Genomic DNA, 13,330 nt, shown 5'->3' with positions numbered 1-13,330 from the left:
GCCGCGTTTATTGTTATTACAGTTTTGCGCTGACCCAGCCTTTTACGCTGGCCAGTGCGGCAGGGAGAGCCGCTGCATCCGTACCACCGGCTTGCGCCATATCAGGACGACCGCCCCCTTTACCGCCCACCTGCTGAGCGACCATACCAATCAGTTCCCCTGCCTTCACACGGTCAGTCACATCCTTAGAGACTCCCGCAATCAGAGAAACCTTATCGTCTGCGACCGTAGCCAATACCACAATCGTAGAACCCAGTTGGTTCTTCAGATCGTCGACCATAGTACGCAGCATCTTCGGTTCAACGCCAGTAAGTTCACTCACCAACAGTTTCACACCTTTGATTTCTTCAGCTTTGCTGGAGAGGTTTGCACTCTCCTGTGCCGCAGCCTGCTCTTTCAGCTGCTGCAGCTCTTTTTCCAGCTGACGGGTGCGTTCAAGGACAGAACGGACCTTCTCAGTCAGGTTATGACTGTCACCTTTAACCAAATGCGCTACATCGTTCAGCACATCACTCTGCGAATGCAGAGTAGCAATCGCACCCTCGCCGGTCACCGCTTCGATACGACGCACACCTGCCGCAGTACCGGATTCAGAGGTGATGCGGAACAGGCCAATATCGCCGGTACGTTTAGCATGTGTACCGCCGCACAGCTCGGTAGAGAAATCACCCATGGTGAGGACGCGCACGCGCTCATCATATTTCTCGCCGAACAGCGCCATTGCGCCTTTCGCTTTCGCATCCTCCAGTTCCATGACATTGGTTTCGATAGGCAGGTTGCGACGGATCTGGCTATTGACCAAGTCCTCAACCGCGCGGATCTCTTCCGGCTTCATGGCTTCGGAATGTGAGAAGTCAAAGCGCAGCGCTTTGTCATTCACCAGGGAACCTTTCTGCGCAACGTGGGTGCCAAGCACCTGGCGCAGCGCCGCGTGCATCAGGTGCGTCGCGGAGTGGTTCAGCAGAATACGTGCCCGGCGAGCCTCATCCACGTCAGCCTGTACTGCGTCGCCCACTTTCATGGAGCCGCTGTTGAGCGTACCGAGATGACCAATTGCCTGGCCGTATTTCTGCGTATCGCTAACGCTGAAGGCACAACCTGCGCCTTTCAGTTCACCTTTATCACCGACCTGGCCGCCAGATTCTGCATAGAATGGCGTCTGGTCCAGAACAACAACGGCATTCTGACCTACTGCGATACTGTCTACGGCTTTACCTTCTACAAACAACGCGGTGACTTTAGCGTTCAGTTCCAGATGGTCGTAGCCTTTAAATTCGGAAGCACTGTCAACGCGGATCATCGCGTTATAGTCTGCGCCAAAGCCGCTGGACTCACGCGCACGGCGGCGCTGCTCTTCCATTGCGGCTTCGAAACCTGCTTCATCAACTTTGAGGTTGCGCTCACGGCAAACGTCCGCCGTCAGGTCAACCGGGAAGCCATAGGTGTCATACAGACGGAAAGCGGTTTCGCCATCCAGCGTATCGCCTTTCAGCTTCGACAATTCTTCATCCAGCAGAGCCAGACCACGCTCAAGCGTACGGGCAAACTGCTCTTCTTCGGTTTTCAGTACCTGCTCAACCTGAGCCTGCTGACGCTTCAGTTCTTCGCCTGCAGAACCCATCACGCCGACCAACGGGCCAACCAGTTTCCAGAAGAAGCTCTCTTTTGCACCAAGCATGTTGCCGTGACGAACCGCGCGACGAATGATACGACGCAGCACATAGCCACGGTTTTCATTCGACGGGATAACGCCATCGGCAATCAGGAACGCACATGAACGAATGTGGTCCGCGATCACGCGCAGAGACTTATTGCTGAGATCGGTCGCGCCGGTCTCTTTCGCCACGGATTGAATCAGGGTGCGGAACAGGTCGATGTCATAATTGGAGTTCACGTGTTGCAGCACAGCCGCAATACGCTCCAGACCCATACCGGTATCAACGGAAGGTTTCGGCAGCGGTTCCATCGTGCCATCGGCCTGACGGTTGAACTGCATGAAGACGATGTTCCAGATCTCAATGTAACGGTCGCCGTCTTCTTCCGGGCTTCCCGGAGGGCCGCCCCAAATGTGATCGCCGTGATCGAAGAAAATTTCGGTGCATGGACCGCACGGACCGGTGTCACCCATCTGCCAGAAGTTATCCGAGGCATATGGCGCGCCTTTGTTGTCGCCGATACGGATAATACGTTCACGCGGAACGCCCACTTCGTTGGCCCAGATTTCGAATGCTTCGTCATCGGTTTCATACACGGTGACCCACAGACGTTCTTTTGGCAGCGCAAACCAGTTCTCACCGGTCAGCAGCTCCCAGGCGTACTGGATAGCATCATGTTTGAAGTAGTCGCCGAAGCTGAAGTTACCCAGCATTTCGAAGAAAGTATGGTGACGCGCGGTGTAGCCGACGTTTTCCAGATCGTTGTGTTTACCGCCCGCACGTACGCAGCGCTGCGAAGTGGTCGCGCGGGAATAATTACGCTTGTCGAGACCAAGGAACACGTCCTTGAACTGGTTCATCCCGGCGTTGGTAAACAGCAGAGTCGGGTCGTTGTTTGGTACCAGGGAGCTGCTGGCAACTACCTGATGTCCTTTGCTATGGAAAAAGTCGAGAAACGCCTGACGGATCTCAGCGGTGCTCTTGCTCATAATTATCCTGGAATCACGCTAACGGATTGTTGCAGGCCGCAGCTGAACAGTTTTTACACAGTCAGGCGACCTGGCGGAAAAGTGGGAATAAGATAAGTTTTCTTGGGAGGGAAGTAAAATACCGAGTGACTCAGTCGGCAAAATTTCGCCAAATTTGCTGGATATCTTCCATTAGATAACCCCGGTTAAGGAGAAATCTCTGTACCTTCACTTTTTCTGCAAAAACAGTGGGAAGCGGTTCCCCGTATTTCCGCTGCGCCTGCTCACGGGCGAGTTCCATCCAGTCAATTTCACACTCATACATGGCCTGATCGATATCCGTTCGACCAATGCCTTTTTGATTCAATTCTTGGCGAATGCGTGCCGGACCATAACCCTTGCGCCCACGGCTGGCGATGAACTGGCGTGTGAAGCGTGCATCGTCCAGATAGTTGCTTTCTATACACCAGGCAACGACCTTATCCACCTCTTCCGGCGGTGCGTCGATGGGTTCCGGCCCTTTTTTGGTCAGCACTGGCGCCACCAGCTTTCGCCGCAACTCTTTTTCGCTGTGATCGCGCATCGCCAGGATGCGAATCGCCCTGTCCAGCAGACGCGCATAAGCGGAACGACGCGGTGAGCTTTCAGTCATATCTGGCCCTTGATAAATGCAAAATTTGAGCGGGATGAAAAAGCAAAAGGGCCGCATCAGCAGCCCTTTATCATTTCAACAGTGATACCCGTCATACTTCAAGTTATGGCTGCCGTGGCGTGCCTGCAACTTGCATTATTTAGGATAAATCAGAAATCTTCTTTGGTTTCTTCAACGCTGTTGTCATCAACGGTGATAGCCGGCTTGTCATCCTGATTGCTCAGCAGTAACTCGCGTACTTTCTTCTCGATTTCTTTCGCCGCGCCCGGGTTCTCTTTCAGCCAGGAAATAGCGTTCGCTTTACCCTGACCAATTTTGTCGCCGTTGTAGCTGTACCATGCGCCCGCTTTCTCGATCAGCTTCTCTTTAACGCCGAGGTCAACGATCTCGCCAAAGAAGTTAATGCCTTCACCGTAGAGGATCTGGAATTCAGCCTGTTTGAACGGTGCCGCGATTTTGTTTTTCACGACTTTCACGCGGGTTTCGCTGCCGATTACGTTATCGCCATCTTTCACTGCGCCGATGCGACGGATATCAAGACGTACAGAGGCGTAGAATTTCAGCGCATTACCGCCAGTGGTGGTTTCCGGATTACCGAACATCACACCGATTTTCATACGGATCTGGTTGATGAAGATAAGCAGCGTATTGGACTGCTTCAGGTTACCGGCCAGCTTACGCATCGCCTGGCTCATCATACGTGCCGCGAGACCCATGTGAGAGTCACCGATTTCACCTTCGATTTCCGCTTTCGGCGTCAGCGCCGCAACGGAGTCAACGATGATGACGTCAACCGCACCAGAACGGGCCAGCGCGTCACAGATTTCCAGCGCCTGCTCACCGGTGTCCGGCTGAGAACACAGCAGGTTGTCGATATCGACACCCAGTTTGCGTGCATAGACCGGGTCCAGCGCGTGCTCTGCATCGATAAACGCACAGGTTTTGCCTTCACGTTGTGCCGCAGCAACAACCTGCAGGGTCAGCGTGGTTTTACCGGAAGATTCTGGTCCGTAAATTTCAACAATACGACCCATCGGCAGGCCGCCAGCCCCCAGAGCGATATCCAGAGAAAGCGAGCCGGTGGAGATGGTTTCCACGTCCATGGAACGGTCTTCACCCAGGCGCATGATAGAGCCTTTACCGAATTGTTTTTCGATCTGGCCGAGTGCTGCCGCCAACGCTTTCTGTTTGTTTTCGTCGATAGCCATTATTGCTCCTGTCCGGGTGTTACCGCGTAAATTCTGTTTCGTTGAGGCAATTATACTGTATGGTCATACAGTATCAAGTGTTTTGTAGAAATTGTTGCCACAGCAGTTGCAAGGCATAAGCCGTAGCCTGACGCCGCACGGCTTCGCGGTCTCCTGGGAAGCATTCCTGGTAAGTAAAGCCTTGCCCATTCGCACAGGCCAGGCCAAACCATACCGTACCAACAGGCTTTTCTTTACTGCCGCCATCGGGCCCGGCGATACCACTCACGGAGAGCGCATAGGTGGCGCGTGCCGCGCGCAATGCACCAATCGCCATTTCAACCACGACCGGTTCACTGACCGCGCCATGGTTCAATAACGTCTCCTCGCGCACGCCAATCATCTGGGATTTCGCTTCGTTGCTGTAGGTGACAAACCCCCGTTCAAACCAGGCTGAACTGCCCGATATATCGGTCAGAACTTTGGCTATCCAGCCCCCGGTGCAGGATTCCGCCGTGGTGACGGTCGCACCCTGCGCCTTCAGCGCCAGTCCAACGTCTTCGCTGAACGCCATCAATTCACTGTCGGTCATCGTCATCTCTCGCCGCCTGAAAAAGATGTCCAACAAGATACCATTTTCTTTCGCAGGAGGGAGATGAGGTGACAATTTTACGAGGACGCTTCAGAAAAATCGTGCAGCGCCCCGGGCCAGCGGAGCGCTTATCAGAATTACTTCATACTATTGGCGAGAGATTCCACGTTGTGACGCAGCATTTTGACGTAGCTGTCAGCGACACCGCCAGGTTTCGACAGTGCCTCAGGATAGAGTTCGCCGCCAGGCTGTGCACCGGTTGCCGTCGCAATTTGTTTTACCAGACGAGGATCGAGCTGGTTCTCCATAAACCAGGTATGCACGCCATCGGCTTTAATCTGATTGATGAGCGCACCAACCTGCGTCGCGCTGGCTTCACTTTCTGAAGACAGCCCCTGAGGCGCCATGAACGTCACGCCGTAAGCCCGACCAAAATAACCAAACGCATCATGACTGGTCAGCACTTTACGCTTTGCCAGTGGAATAGCGTTGAAGCGCGCCTTCGCCCAACCGTCAATTTCCTGCAACTGAGCGATGTATTTCTTCCCGCTGGCATTGAGGGCGGCTTCGTCCTGCGGGTCCACTTTCACCAGCCCCGCCAGAATATTTTGGGCATACAGCGCCCCGTTGGCCGCGCTGTTCCACGCATGTGGGTCAGTCACGATTTTACCGTCTTCATCCAGCGTATGCGTTTTCACCCCTTCCGACGCCACGACCAGCTTGCCTTTAAACCCTGATGCCTTCACCAGCCTGTCCATCCAGCCTTCAAGCCCAAGACCGTTGACCACCACTATGTCGGCCTTGCTCAACAGCACACTGTCTTTGGGCGAAGGCTCGAAGGTGTGCGGATCGCCATCCGGCCCGACCAGCGTATCGACGTGGACATGCTCACCCCCGACCTGCTGAACCATGTCGCCGAGCACTGAAAAGCTCGTCACCACGTTCAGCGTTTTCGCCATCGCGCCCTGCGAAAGCGCCCCCAGCGCAAGCGCCAGAATCAATCCCGTTCTTTTCATCATTTCCCCTTGCGTTAAAAAGCGCTCGCAGGCTGAAAGCCAGCCGGCTGCGCGTGCCAAAAAATATCGAAATGAAAAACAATCCGCTGGCGGTAAGGACGATTGATGGCCCTGCAGGTAAATTGGCCGACCAGGACAGGCTTAAGCCGAACCAGGCGCAGAACGCGCCGCTGACCGCCGCGAACAGTAAAATACCGGGCAGGGTTTGCGCCCAGCAGCGCGCGGCGATGGCGGGTAGCATCATGACGCCCACCGCCATCAGCGTGCCGAGCACCTGAAAACCCGCCACCAGGTTGATAACCAGCAGCGCCAGAAACAGCCCGTGTAACAGCGACGGCAAGCGGCGGGCATTGACTTCCAGCCACGCGCTGTCAAAAGCTTCGCTGACCAGCCCGCGATAACACAGCGCCATGACCACCAGCGTCAGGCTGGCCACGCCGGAGACGAACAGCGCCGCATCGTTGTCGACCGCCAGAATCGAACCAAACAGTAGATGCAGTAGATCTACGCTAGAGCCCCGCAAGGACACGAGGGTGACGCCCAGCGCCAGCGAGCCGAGGTAGAATCCGGCAAAGCTGGCATCCTCCTTTAGCGGCGTGCGGCGACTGACCCAACCGGCGACCAGCGCGACGGTTATCCCCGCAATAAACCCACCGATAGTCATCGCCAGCAGCGACATTCCGCTCAGCAGGTACCCCACGGCGACGCCAGGTAAAATCGCGTGAGACAGCGCATCACCCATCAGGCTCATCCGGCGCAGCAAGAGGAAAACGCCGAGCATCGTGGTGCTGACTGACAGCGCTAGGCACACCACCAGCGCGCGACGCATGAAGCCAAATTCGATAAAAGGCTGAAAGAAGGTGTGCCAGATCATGCGCGCCTCACGTGGTCGAAGGCCGCCAGAATGGTGGGCGTGTCGCCCCAGCGGGCGTGCTGTGATTCCAGCAAAAGTGTTTCTGGAAAGTGGCGGGCCACGCGAATATTGTCGTGCAGCACGGCGAGAACGGTTTGCCCTTCGCGATGCATTTCCAGGATCAGATCCATGAGCACCTGGCGGGTTGCTTCATCGATTCCGGTGAACGGTTCATCCAGCATCACCAGCGGCGCCTGCTGAACCAGCACCCTGGCGAACAGCATTCGCTGAAACTGACCGCCGGAAAGCACTTCAATGGGCAGCGTACCAAGCGACGACAGCCCTACTCTTTCCAGCGCCGAAGCAATTCTGCGGCGCATTTCAGCATTGAAACCGCGAAACAGCGAAACACGCGGCCATACGCCCTGGCTCACCACGTCATAGACGCTTAACGGAAATTGCGACTCCAGCGCGTGACGCTGTGCCAGCCAGCCAATCATCGGGCGCGGTCCGTGCCAGCGCAGCTGGCCGCTGACCGGAGGAATAAATCCCGCCAGCGTTTTCAATAATGTGGATTTACCGCAGCCGTTAACGCCGACGATCGCCGTCAGCGAACCGGTCTCAATCGTGCCGCAGAGCGTGGGAGTAATGGCCAGGCGATCGTAACCCGCCACCAGATGGTCGAGTTCAATCATGGGAGCGCCACCGCCCAGCAAGTCGCCAGCCACAGAAAGGCCAGGACAAACAGAGCCAAAGCCAGCCGCAGCAGGCCGGAGGCGTTAAAAAGGGAAAAGGGAATCATCGCCAACCTCAATTACGTTATAACATAACAATAATAAGATTAACGAAAGTTGTAAATCTGCGTCTGACGTTGGGCCTGTATCGAAATGTTTCAGACCCCCCTCCCGCAGGAGGGGATATCGGCAGGATTACTGCTGAGCGCGCGCCGCCGCCACTGCCTGGCCAAGCTGCCAGACTGCCATCGCGTAGTGCGTACTGTGGTTGTAGCGGGTGATGGTGTAGAAGTTCGGCAAGCCGTACCAGTACTCATACCCGGTGCCCACGTCGAGGCGTAACAGGCTCGCCTGCTGGTGATCGCCCAGCGACTGAGTCGGCGACAATCCTGCGGCTGAAAGCTGTGAAACACTGTAGTTAGTTTTGAAACCGTTATCCAGGCCTGGCGCCTGGCCCACGGCTGGCACAGCAACCTGATCGCCCTTCACCCAGCCATGCTGTTTAAAGTAGTTGGCTACGCTGCCGATCGCATCATCCGGATCCCACAGGTTGATGTGGCCGTCACCATTGAAGTCCACGGCGTACTGCTTATAGGACGACGGCATAAACTGACCGTAGCCCATTGCACCGGCAAACGAGCCTTTCAGATCCAGCGGGTCGTCCTGCTCGTCACGCGCCATTAACAGGAAAGTTTCCAGCTCACCGGAGAAGTACTTCGCCCGACGCGGATAGTTGAATGATAGCGTCGCCAGCGCATCCAGAATACGGGTTTTGCCCATCACGCGGCCCCAGCGGGTTTCAACGCCGATAATGCCGATGATAATTTCCGGCGGTACGCCGTACACCTGCCAGGCGCGGGTCAGCGCATCCTGATGTTCATTCCAGAACGCGACGCCATTTTGTACGTTGTCCGGGGTAATAAACTGTTTGCGATAGCGCAGCCAGGCGCCGTTTGGTCCGGTAGGAACCTGCGCCGTCGGTGCCTGACGGTCCATCAGACGCAGAACGTAATCCAGACGTTTGGCCTGAGAGAGAATTTCATGCAGCTGTTGACGGTCAAAGCCATGCTTACTGACCATCGAATCAATAAACTGATCCGCCGCCGCGTTGTTGGCGAAGTCGCCGCCCATCAGGGTCGTATTATGCTGCGGCTCCAACAGGAATCCGCCTGAGGTATTCACCGTGGTCGGCGCTTCAGCGGTTTTCGGTTTGCTGCTACAGGCAGCAACCAGCACGCAGAGCGGGAGTAAGGTCAGGTAACGACGCTTCAACATGTGACATCCATTTAGCTAATTCGGCAAGAGCAAGTATGGTAAACATCCCTCACATGATAAGAAAGCGCAAGGCGGCGTCGGTTAAAAATATATTTTTAAACCCCTTTTTTGAGCCCAAGACGCTTTGCCAACCGATGCAGGTTGGCGACGTCCAGCGACAGCGCCCGCGCTGTCGCTGCCCAGTTGTTCTGCTGGCTTTCCAGCGCCTGCATAATCGCCTGGCGTTGAAACGCGTCGGTGGCCTCCCGTAAATTCACCGCTTCAGTCTGTATTTCACGCGGTTGTGCAACGGAAACAGGTTCGCTGTGAATAGCAAAATGTTGCGGTTTCAGCGTGACCTCTGCGCCATCGCTGGCCGCGCGCGCCAACACCACAGCCCGATCGATGGCATGTTCCAGCTCACGCACATTACCGGGCCAGCGATACGACGCTAAATGCGTGCGGGTTGCTGCATTAAGAATGACGCTGCTCAGCCCCATTCGAGCCCGGCACTGCTCGCAAAAATAGCCCGCCAGCAGAATGACGTCTTCATCGCGCTCGCGAAGTGGCGGCACGGAAAGTGGGAACACGCTTAAACGGTGGAACAGATCCGCGCGAAAACGCCCGGCCAATACCTCTTCGCGCAGATCGCGGTTAGTTGCCGCCAGCACGCGCACATTAACCCGTAGACTGCGATCATCGCCGACTCGCTGGATATCTCCATACTGCAAAACTCGCAGCAGCTTTGCCTGCAATGACAAAGATAGCTCACCGATTTCATCGAGGAACAGCGTGCCGTTATCCGCGATTTCAAATTTTCCGCTGCGATGGCTGATAGCCCCGGTAAACGCGCCCTTCACATGCCCGAACAGCTCGCTTTCCGCCACGCTTTCCGGTAACGCCGCACAGTTGAGATACACCAGCGGGTTCGCCGCGCGCGATGACTGCTGATGAATCGCCTTTGCCACCAGCTCTTTGCCGGTGCCGGTTTCACCGCCGATCAGCACGTTAAGATCGGACGCCGCAACAATCTCAATCTCTTTTTTCAGCTGTACCACCGGCGCCGAGAGACCAATCATCTCCTGCGCACCTGTCGTGGCGTCGCCATTGATGTTGGTCATCAACACATTCTGGCTTTCCAGCCGGGCAATCAGCAGCGCGTTATTCAGCGCCCCGGAAACCAGCGCGGCAATCAGACGCAGCTCTTCGTCGCTGTGGCTGTCAAACTGATGGGCGTCCATACCGTCGAGGGTTAACGCGCCAATCAGATTTTGCCCGGCGAACAGCGGCAGGCCGAGACAGGCGTGAACCTTCAGGCTTTCCTGCCCAGGAATCAGCCCGTCGTAAGGGTCCGGCAGCGTGCTGTCTGCGGGAAAACGCACGATATCGCCAGCGCGGGCAATCGCCTCCAACCGAGGATGGGCCTGTAACGCAAACCGGCGGCCCAGTACGTCTTTCGCCAGGCCGTCAATTGCCAACGGAATGAACTGATGTGCCTCGTAGCGCAACAACGCTGAGGCATCACAGCCCAACAGCTCGCGCAGAGTGATGATAAGCCTCGAAAAACGGTCCGGATGACCGATGTCGCTCTGCAATTCGATGGCTATTTTCGCCAGCGCTTCGGTAGAAAAACTCATGCCTGCCTCATTGTCATTATGACTGTCATCATTGTCTTTTTGACTACCTTAAGCATAGTCATTATGACAAAAGCCCACAACACTTAAATTAAAAAATCGTTAATTATCAATAAAATAAAAACTGGCACGCAACTTGATATAGACCATTAACGATTTGAACCAGAAGAGTGATTGAGGACGTTATGGCTATTCACGTTAAAAACAATATTCATTGGGTTGGGCAGCGCGATTGGGAAGTGCGTGATTTTCACGGCACCGAATACAAAACTCTGCGCGGCAGCAGCTACAACAGTTATCTGATCCGCGAAGATAAAAATGTGCTGATCGACACCGTCGATCATAAGTTCAGCCGGGAGTTCGTGCAGAACCTGCGGGCGGAGATCGATCTCGCCGATATCGACTACATCATCATCAACCACGCGGAAGAGGATCATGCCGGTGCGCTAACCGAGCTAATGGCATCCATTCCGGACACGCCGATTTATTGCACCGCCAACGCGATCGACTCGATCAATGGCCATCACCATCACCCGGAGTGGAATTTCAACGTCGTTAAAACGGGCGATTCGCTGGATCTTGGCAACGGCAAGCAGCTGATTTTCGTGGAAACCCCGATGCTGCACTGGCCCGACAGCATGATGACCTACATGACCGGCGACGCAGTGCTGTTTAGCAACGACGCTTTTGGTCAGCACTATTGCGACGAACACCTGTTCAATGACGAAGTGGATCAGGCTGAACTTTTCGAACAGTGCCAGCGCTACTACGCCAATATTCTGACTCCGTTCAGCCGCCTGGTGACGCCGAAAATCACCGAGATCCTCGGTTTCAACCTGCCGGTAGACATGATTGCCACCTCTCACGGCGTGGTGTGGCGCGATAATCCGACGCAAATTGTCGAGCTGTATCTGAAATGGGCGGCGGATTATCAGGAAGATCGCATCACGATTTTCTACGACACCATGTCCAACAACACTCGCATGATGGCGGACGCCATTGCTCAGGGTATTAACGAAGTCGACTCGCGCGTGGCGGTGAAGATTTTTAACGTCTCCCGCAGCGATAAAAATGACGTGCTGACCAACGTCTTCCGCTCCAAAGGCGTGTTGGCGGGCACTTCGACCATGAACAACGTGATGATGCCGAAAATTGCCGGGCTGGTTGAAGAGCTGACCGGGCTGCGTTTTCGCAACAAACGCGCCAGCGCCTTTGGCTCCCACGGCTGGAGCGGCGGCGCGGTGGACCGACTTTCTACCCGCTTGCAGGACGCGGGTTTTGAAATGTCGCTGAGCCTGAAAGCCAAGTGGCGTCCGGATCTCGACGCACTGGAAATCTGCCGCGAGCACGGTCGCGAAATCGCCCGCCAATGGGCACTCACCCCACTTTCACCACCCGTTACGGTGAATGTGCCGAGCGAGCCGCAGCCAGCCGACTGCGCCGTCGATGCCGGGCCTGCCATGCAGTGCAGTGTTTGCCAGTGGATTTACGACCCGGCAGAAGGGGAGCCGAATCAGGATGTCACCCCAGGTACGCCGTGGAGCGAAGTACCGGACAGTTTCCTGTGCCCGGAATGTTCCCTCGGCAAAGAGGTATTTGAGGTGCTGGCGACGGAGGCAAAATGAATCACGGTATCGTCATTATCGGTTCGGGCTTTGCGGCTCGTCAGTTGGTAAAAAGCATCCGCAAACAGGACGCTCAGGTACCGCTGACGCTGATTGCCGCCGACAGCATGGATGAATATAACAAGCCGGATCTCAGCCACGTCATCAGCCAGAACCAGCTCGCCGCAGATCTGACGATCCAGACGGCGGGCGAGTTCGCCGAGCAGTACAATCTGCATCTGTTTCCGAACACGTGGGTAACGGATATCGACGCCACAGCGCGTCGAGTGAAAAGCATTGACCAGAGCTGGCCGTACGACAAACTGGTACTGGCGACGGGCGCAACGCCGATCGTACCACCGGTTCCCGGGCACGAGCTGATGGTCACGCTCAACAGCCAGCAGGAATACGGTGCGGCGCAAACTGCTCTGCATGATGCAAAGCGTGTGCTGCTCGTCGGGGCCGGGCTCATTGGCAGCGAACTGGCGATGGATTTTTGTCGGGCGGGAAAAGCCGTCAGCGTAGTCGACAGCTCCGCGAGCATCCTCGCCTCCCTGATGCCGCCGGAAGTCAGCAGTCGTCTTCAACATCAGCTGACCGATATGGGTGTTCATCTACTGCTGAAAAGCCAGCTTCAGGGGCTGGAGAAAACCCACTCCGGGATCCGCGCCTGCTTTGATCGCAATCGGGTACTTGAGGTGGATGCGGTGATTGCCGTCGCCGGTTTGCGATCGGAAACAGCGCTGGCCCGTCGCGCGGGCGTGGATATCAATCGTGGGGTGCTGGTCAACAGCGCATTGCAAACCAGCGATCCGGCGATTTACGCCCTCGGCGACTGCGCAGAAATCAACGGTCGAGTGCTGCCGTTCCTTCAGCCGACGCTCCTGAGCGCGCTGACCCTGGCAAAAATCCTGCTGGGTCAGGCTGCAAACCTGACGCTGCCGCCGATGCTGGTCAAAGTAAAAACACCGGACCTGCCGCTGCATTTAGCGGGGGATACGCGTGATCCGGATCTGCGCTGGACGCTCGACACCACTACCGACGGGATGATTGCGCAAGGGTTTGATAGCGAGGAGAAGCTGAGGGCGTTTGTGGTCAGCGAAGGAAAAATGAAGCAAGCGTTCGCGTTACTGAAACAGATCCACGCCTGAAGAAAAAATGCCGGGCCTGATTTGGCCCGG

At 55.9% G+C, this 13,330-nt stretch carries 10 protein-coding genes and 1 pseudogene; 2 read left to right on the top strand and 9 right to left on the bottom strand.

The window, feature by feature from the left end; all coding sequences use genetic code 11:
* Nucleotides 1–16: 16 nt before the first annotated feature.
* The 9 genes and pseudogenes from alaS to norR all read right to left on the bottom strand — a co-directional run bounded on the left by alaS (nt 17) and on the right by norR (nt 10,548).
* Nucleotides 17–2,644, bottom strand: coding sequence for an alanine--tRNA ligase (gene alaS, locus MUU46_RS01085; protein ID WP_258964524.1), 2,628 nt, complete (start codon nt 2,642–2,644; stop codon nt 17–19).
* Nucleotides 2,645–2,774: 130 nt separating this feature from the next.
* Nucleotides 2,775–3,275, bottom strand: coding sequence for a recombination regulator RecX (recX, locus tag MUU46_RS01080; RefSeq protein WP_159775739.1), 501 nt, complete (start codon nt 3,273–3,275; stop codon nt 2,775–2,777).
* 149 nt (nt 3,276–3,424) lie between these two features.
* Complete coding sequence (recA, locus tag MUU46_RS01075) at nt 3,425–4,483, bottom strand: recombinase RecA (RefSeq protein ID WP_159758167.1); 1,059 nt, start codon at nt 4,481–4,483, stop codon at nt 3,425–3,427.
* Between the two features lie 73 nt (nt 4,484–4,556).
* On the bottom strand, nt 4,557–5,054 hold the full coding sequence (gene pncC / locus MUU46_RS01070) for a nicotinamide-nucleotide amidase (protein ID WP_258964545.1): 498 nt from the start codon (nt 5,052–5,054) through the stop codon (nt 4,557–4,559).
* A 137-nt stretch (nt 5,055–5,191) separates the two neighbouring features.
* A complete protein-coding gene (locus tag MUU46_RS01065; protein WP_258964544.1) occupies nt 5,192–6,070 on the bottom strand; it encodes a metal ABC transporter substrate-binding protein in 879 nt (292 codons plus the stop codon).
* Between the two features lie 19 nt (nt 6,071–6,089).
* A pseudogene (locus MUU46_RS01060) lies at nt 6,090–6,944 on the bottom strand (metal ABC transporter permease); the annotation flags it as partial.
* The gene (locus MUU46_RS01055) at nt 6,941–7,618 is read right to left on the bottom strand and encodes a metal ABC transporter ATP-binding protein (protein WP_374684978.1); all 678 of its coding nucleotides are present in this window, start codon (nt 7,616–7,618) and stop codon (nt 6,941–6,943) included. The pseudogene MUU46_RS01060 and the gene MUU46_RS01055, both read right to left, overlap by 4 nt.
* A 234-nt stretch (nt 7,619–7,852) precedes the next feature.
* Nucleotides 7,853–8,932 (bottom strand): lytic murein transglycosylase B, encoded by a 1,080-nt coding sequence (gene mltB, locus MUU46_RS01050; protein WP_159758173.1) that lies wholly within the window; start codon nt 8,930–8,932, stop codon nt 7,853–7,855.
* A gap of 95 nt (nt 8,933–9,027) precedes the next feature.
* Nucleotides 9,028–10,548 (bottom strand): nitric oxide reductase transcriptional regulator NorR, encoded by a 1,521-nt coding sequence (gene norR / locus MUU46_RS01045; protein ID WP_258964522.1) that lies wholly within the window; start codon nt 10,546–10,548, stop codon nt 9,028–9,030.
* Between the two features lie 182 nt (nt 10,549–10,730).
* Here norR and norV point away from each other — a divergent pair, with 182 nt between their 5' ends.
* Both norV and norW read left to right on the top strand, forming a co-directional pair.
* A complete protein-coding gene (norV, locus tag MUU46_RS01040; RefSeq protein WP_159758177.1) occupies nt 10,731–12,170 on the top strand; it encodes an anaerobic nitric oxide reductase flavorubredoxin in 1,440 nt (479 codons plus the stop codon).
* Nucleotides 12,167–13,300: an NADH:flavorubredoxin reductase NorW gene (gene norW / locus MUU46_RS01035; protein ID WP_258964521.1), complete on the top strand. Its 1,134-nt coding sequence runs from the start codon at nt 12,167–12,169 to the stop codon at nt 13,298–13,300. The genes norV and norW overlap by 4 nt, the downstream gene beginning before the upstream one ends.
* Nucleotides 13,301–13,330: the final 30 nt, after the last annotated feature.

The sequence above is a fragment of the Scandinavium tedordense genome (assembly GCF_024764965.1).
GTDB lineage: Bacteria > Pseudomonadota > Gammaproteobacteria > Enterobacterales > Enterobacteriaceae > Scandinavium > Scandinavium tedordense.
Note: the sequence above shows the minus strand (reverse complement) of the source record. Positions and strands in the feature narration are given on the sequence as shown.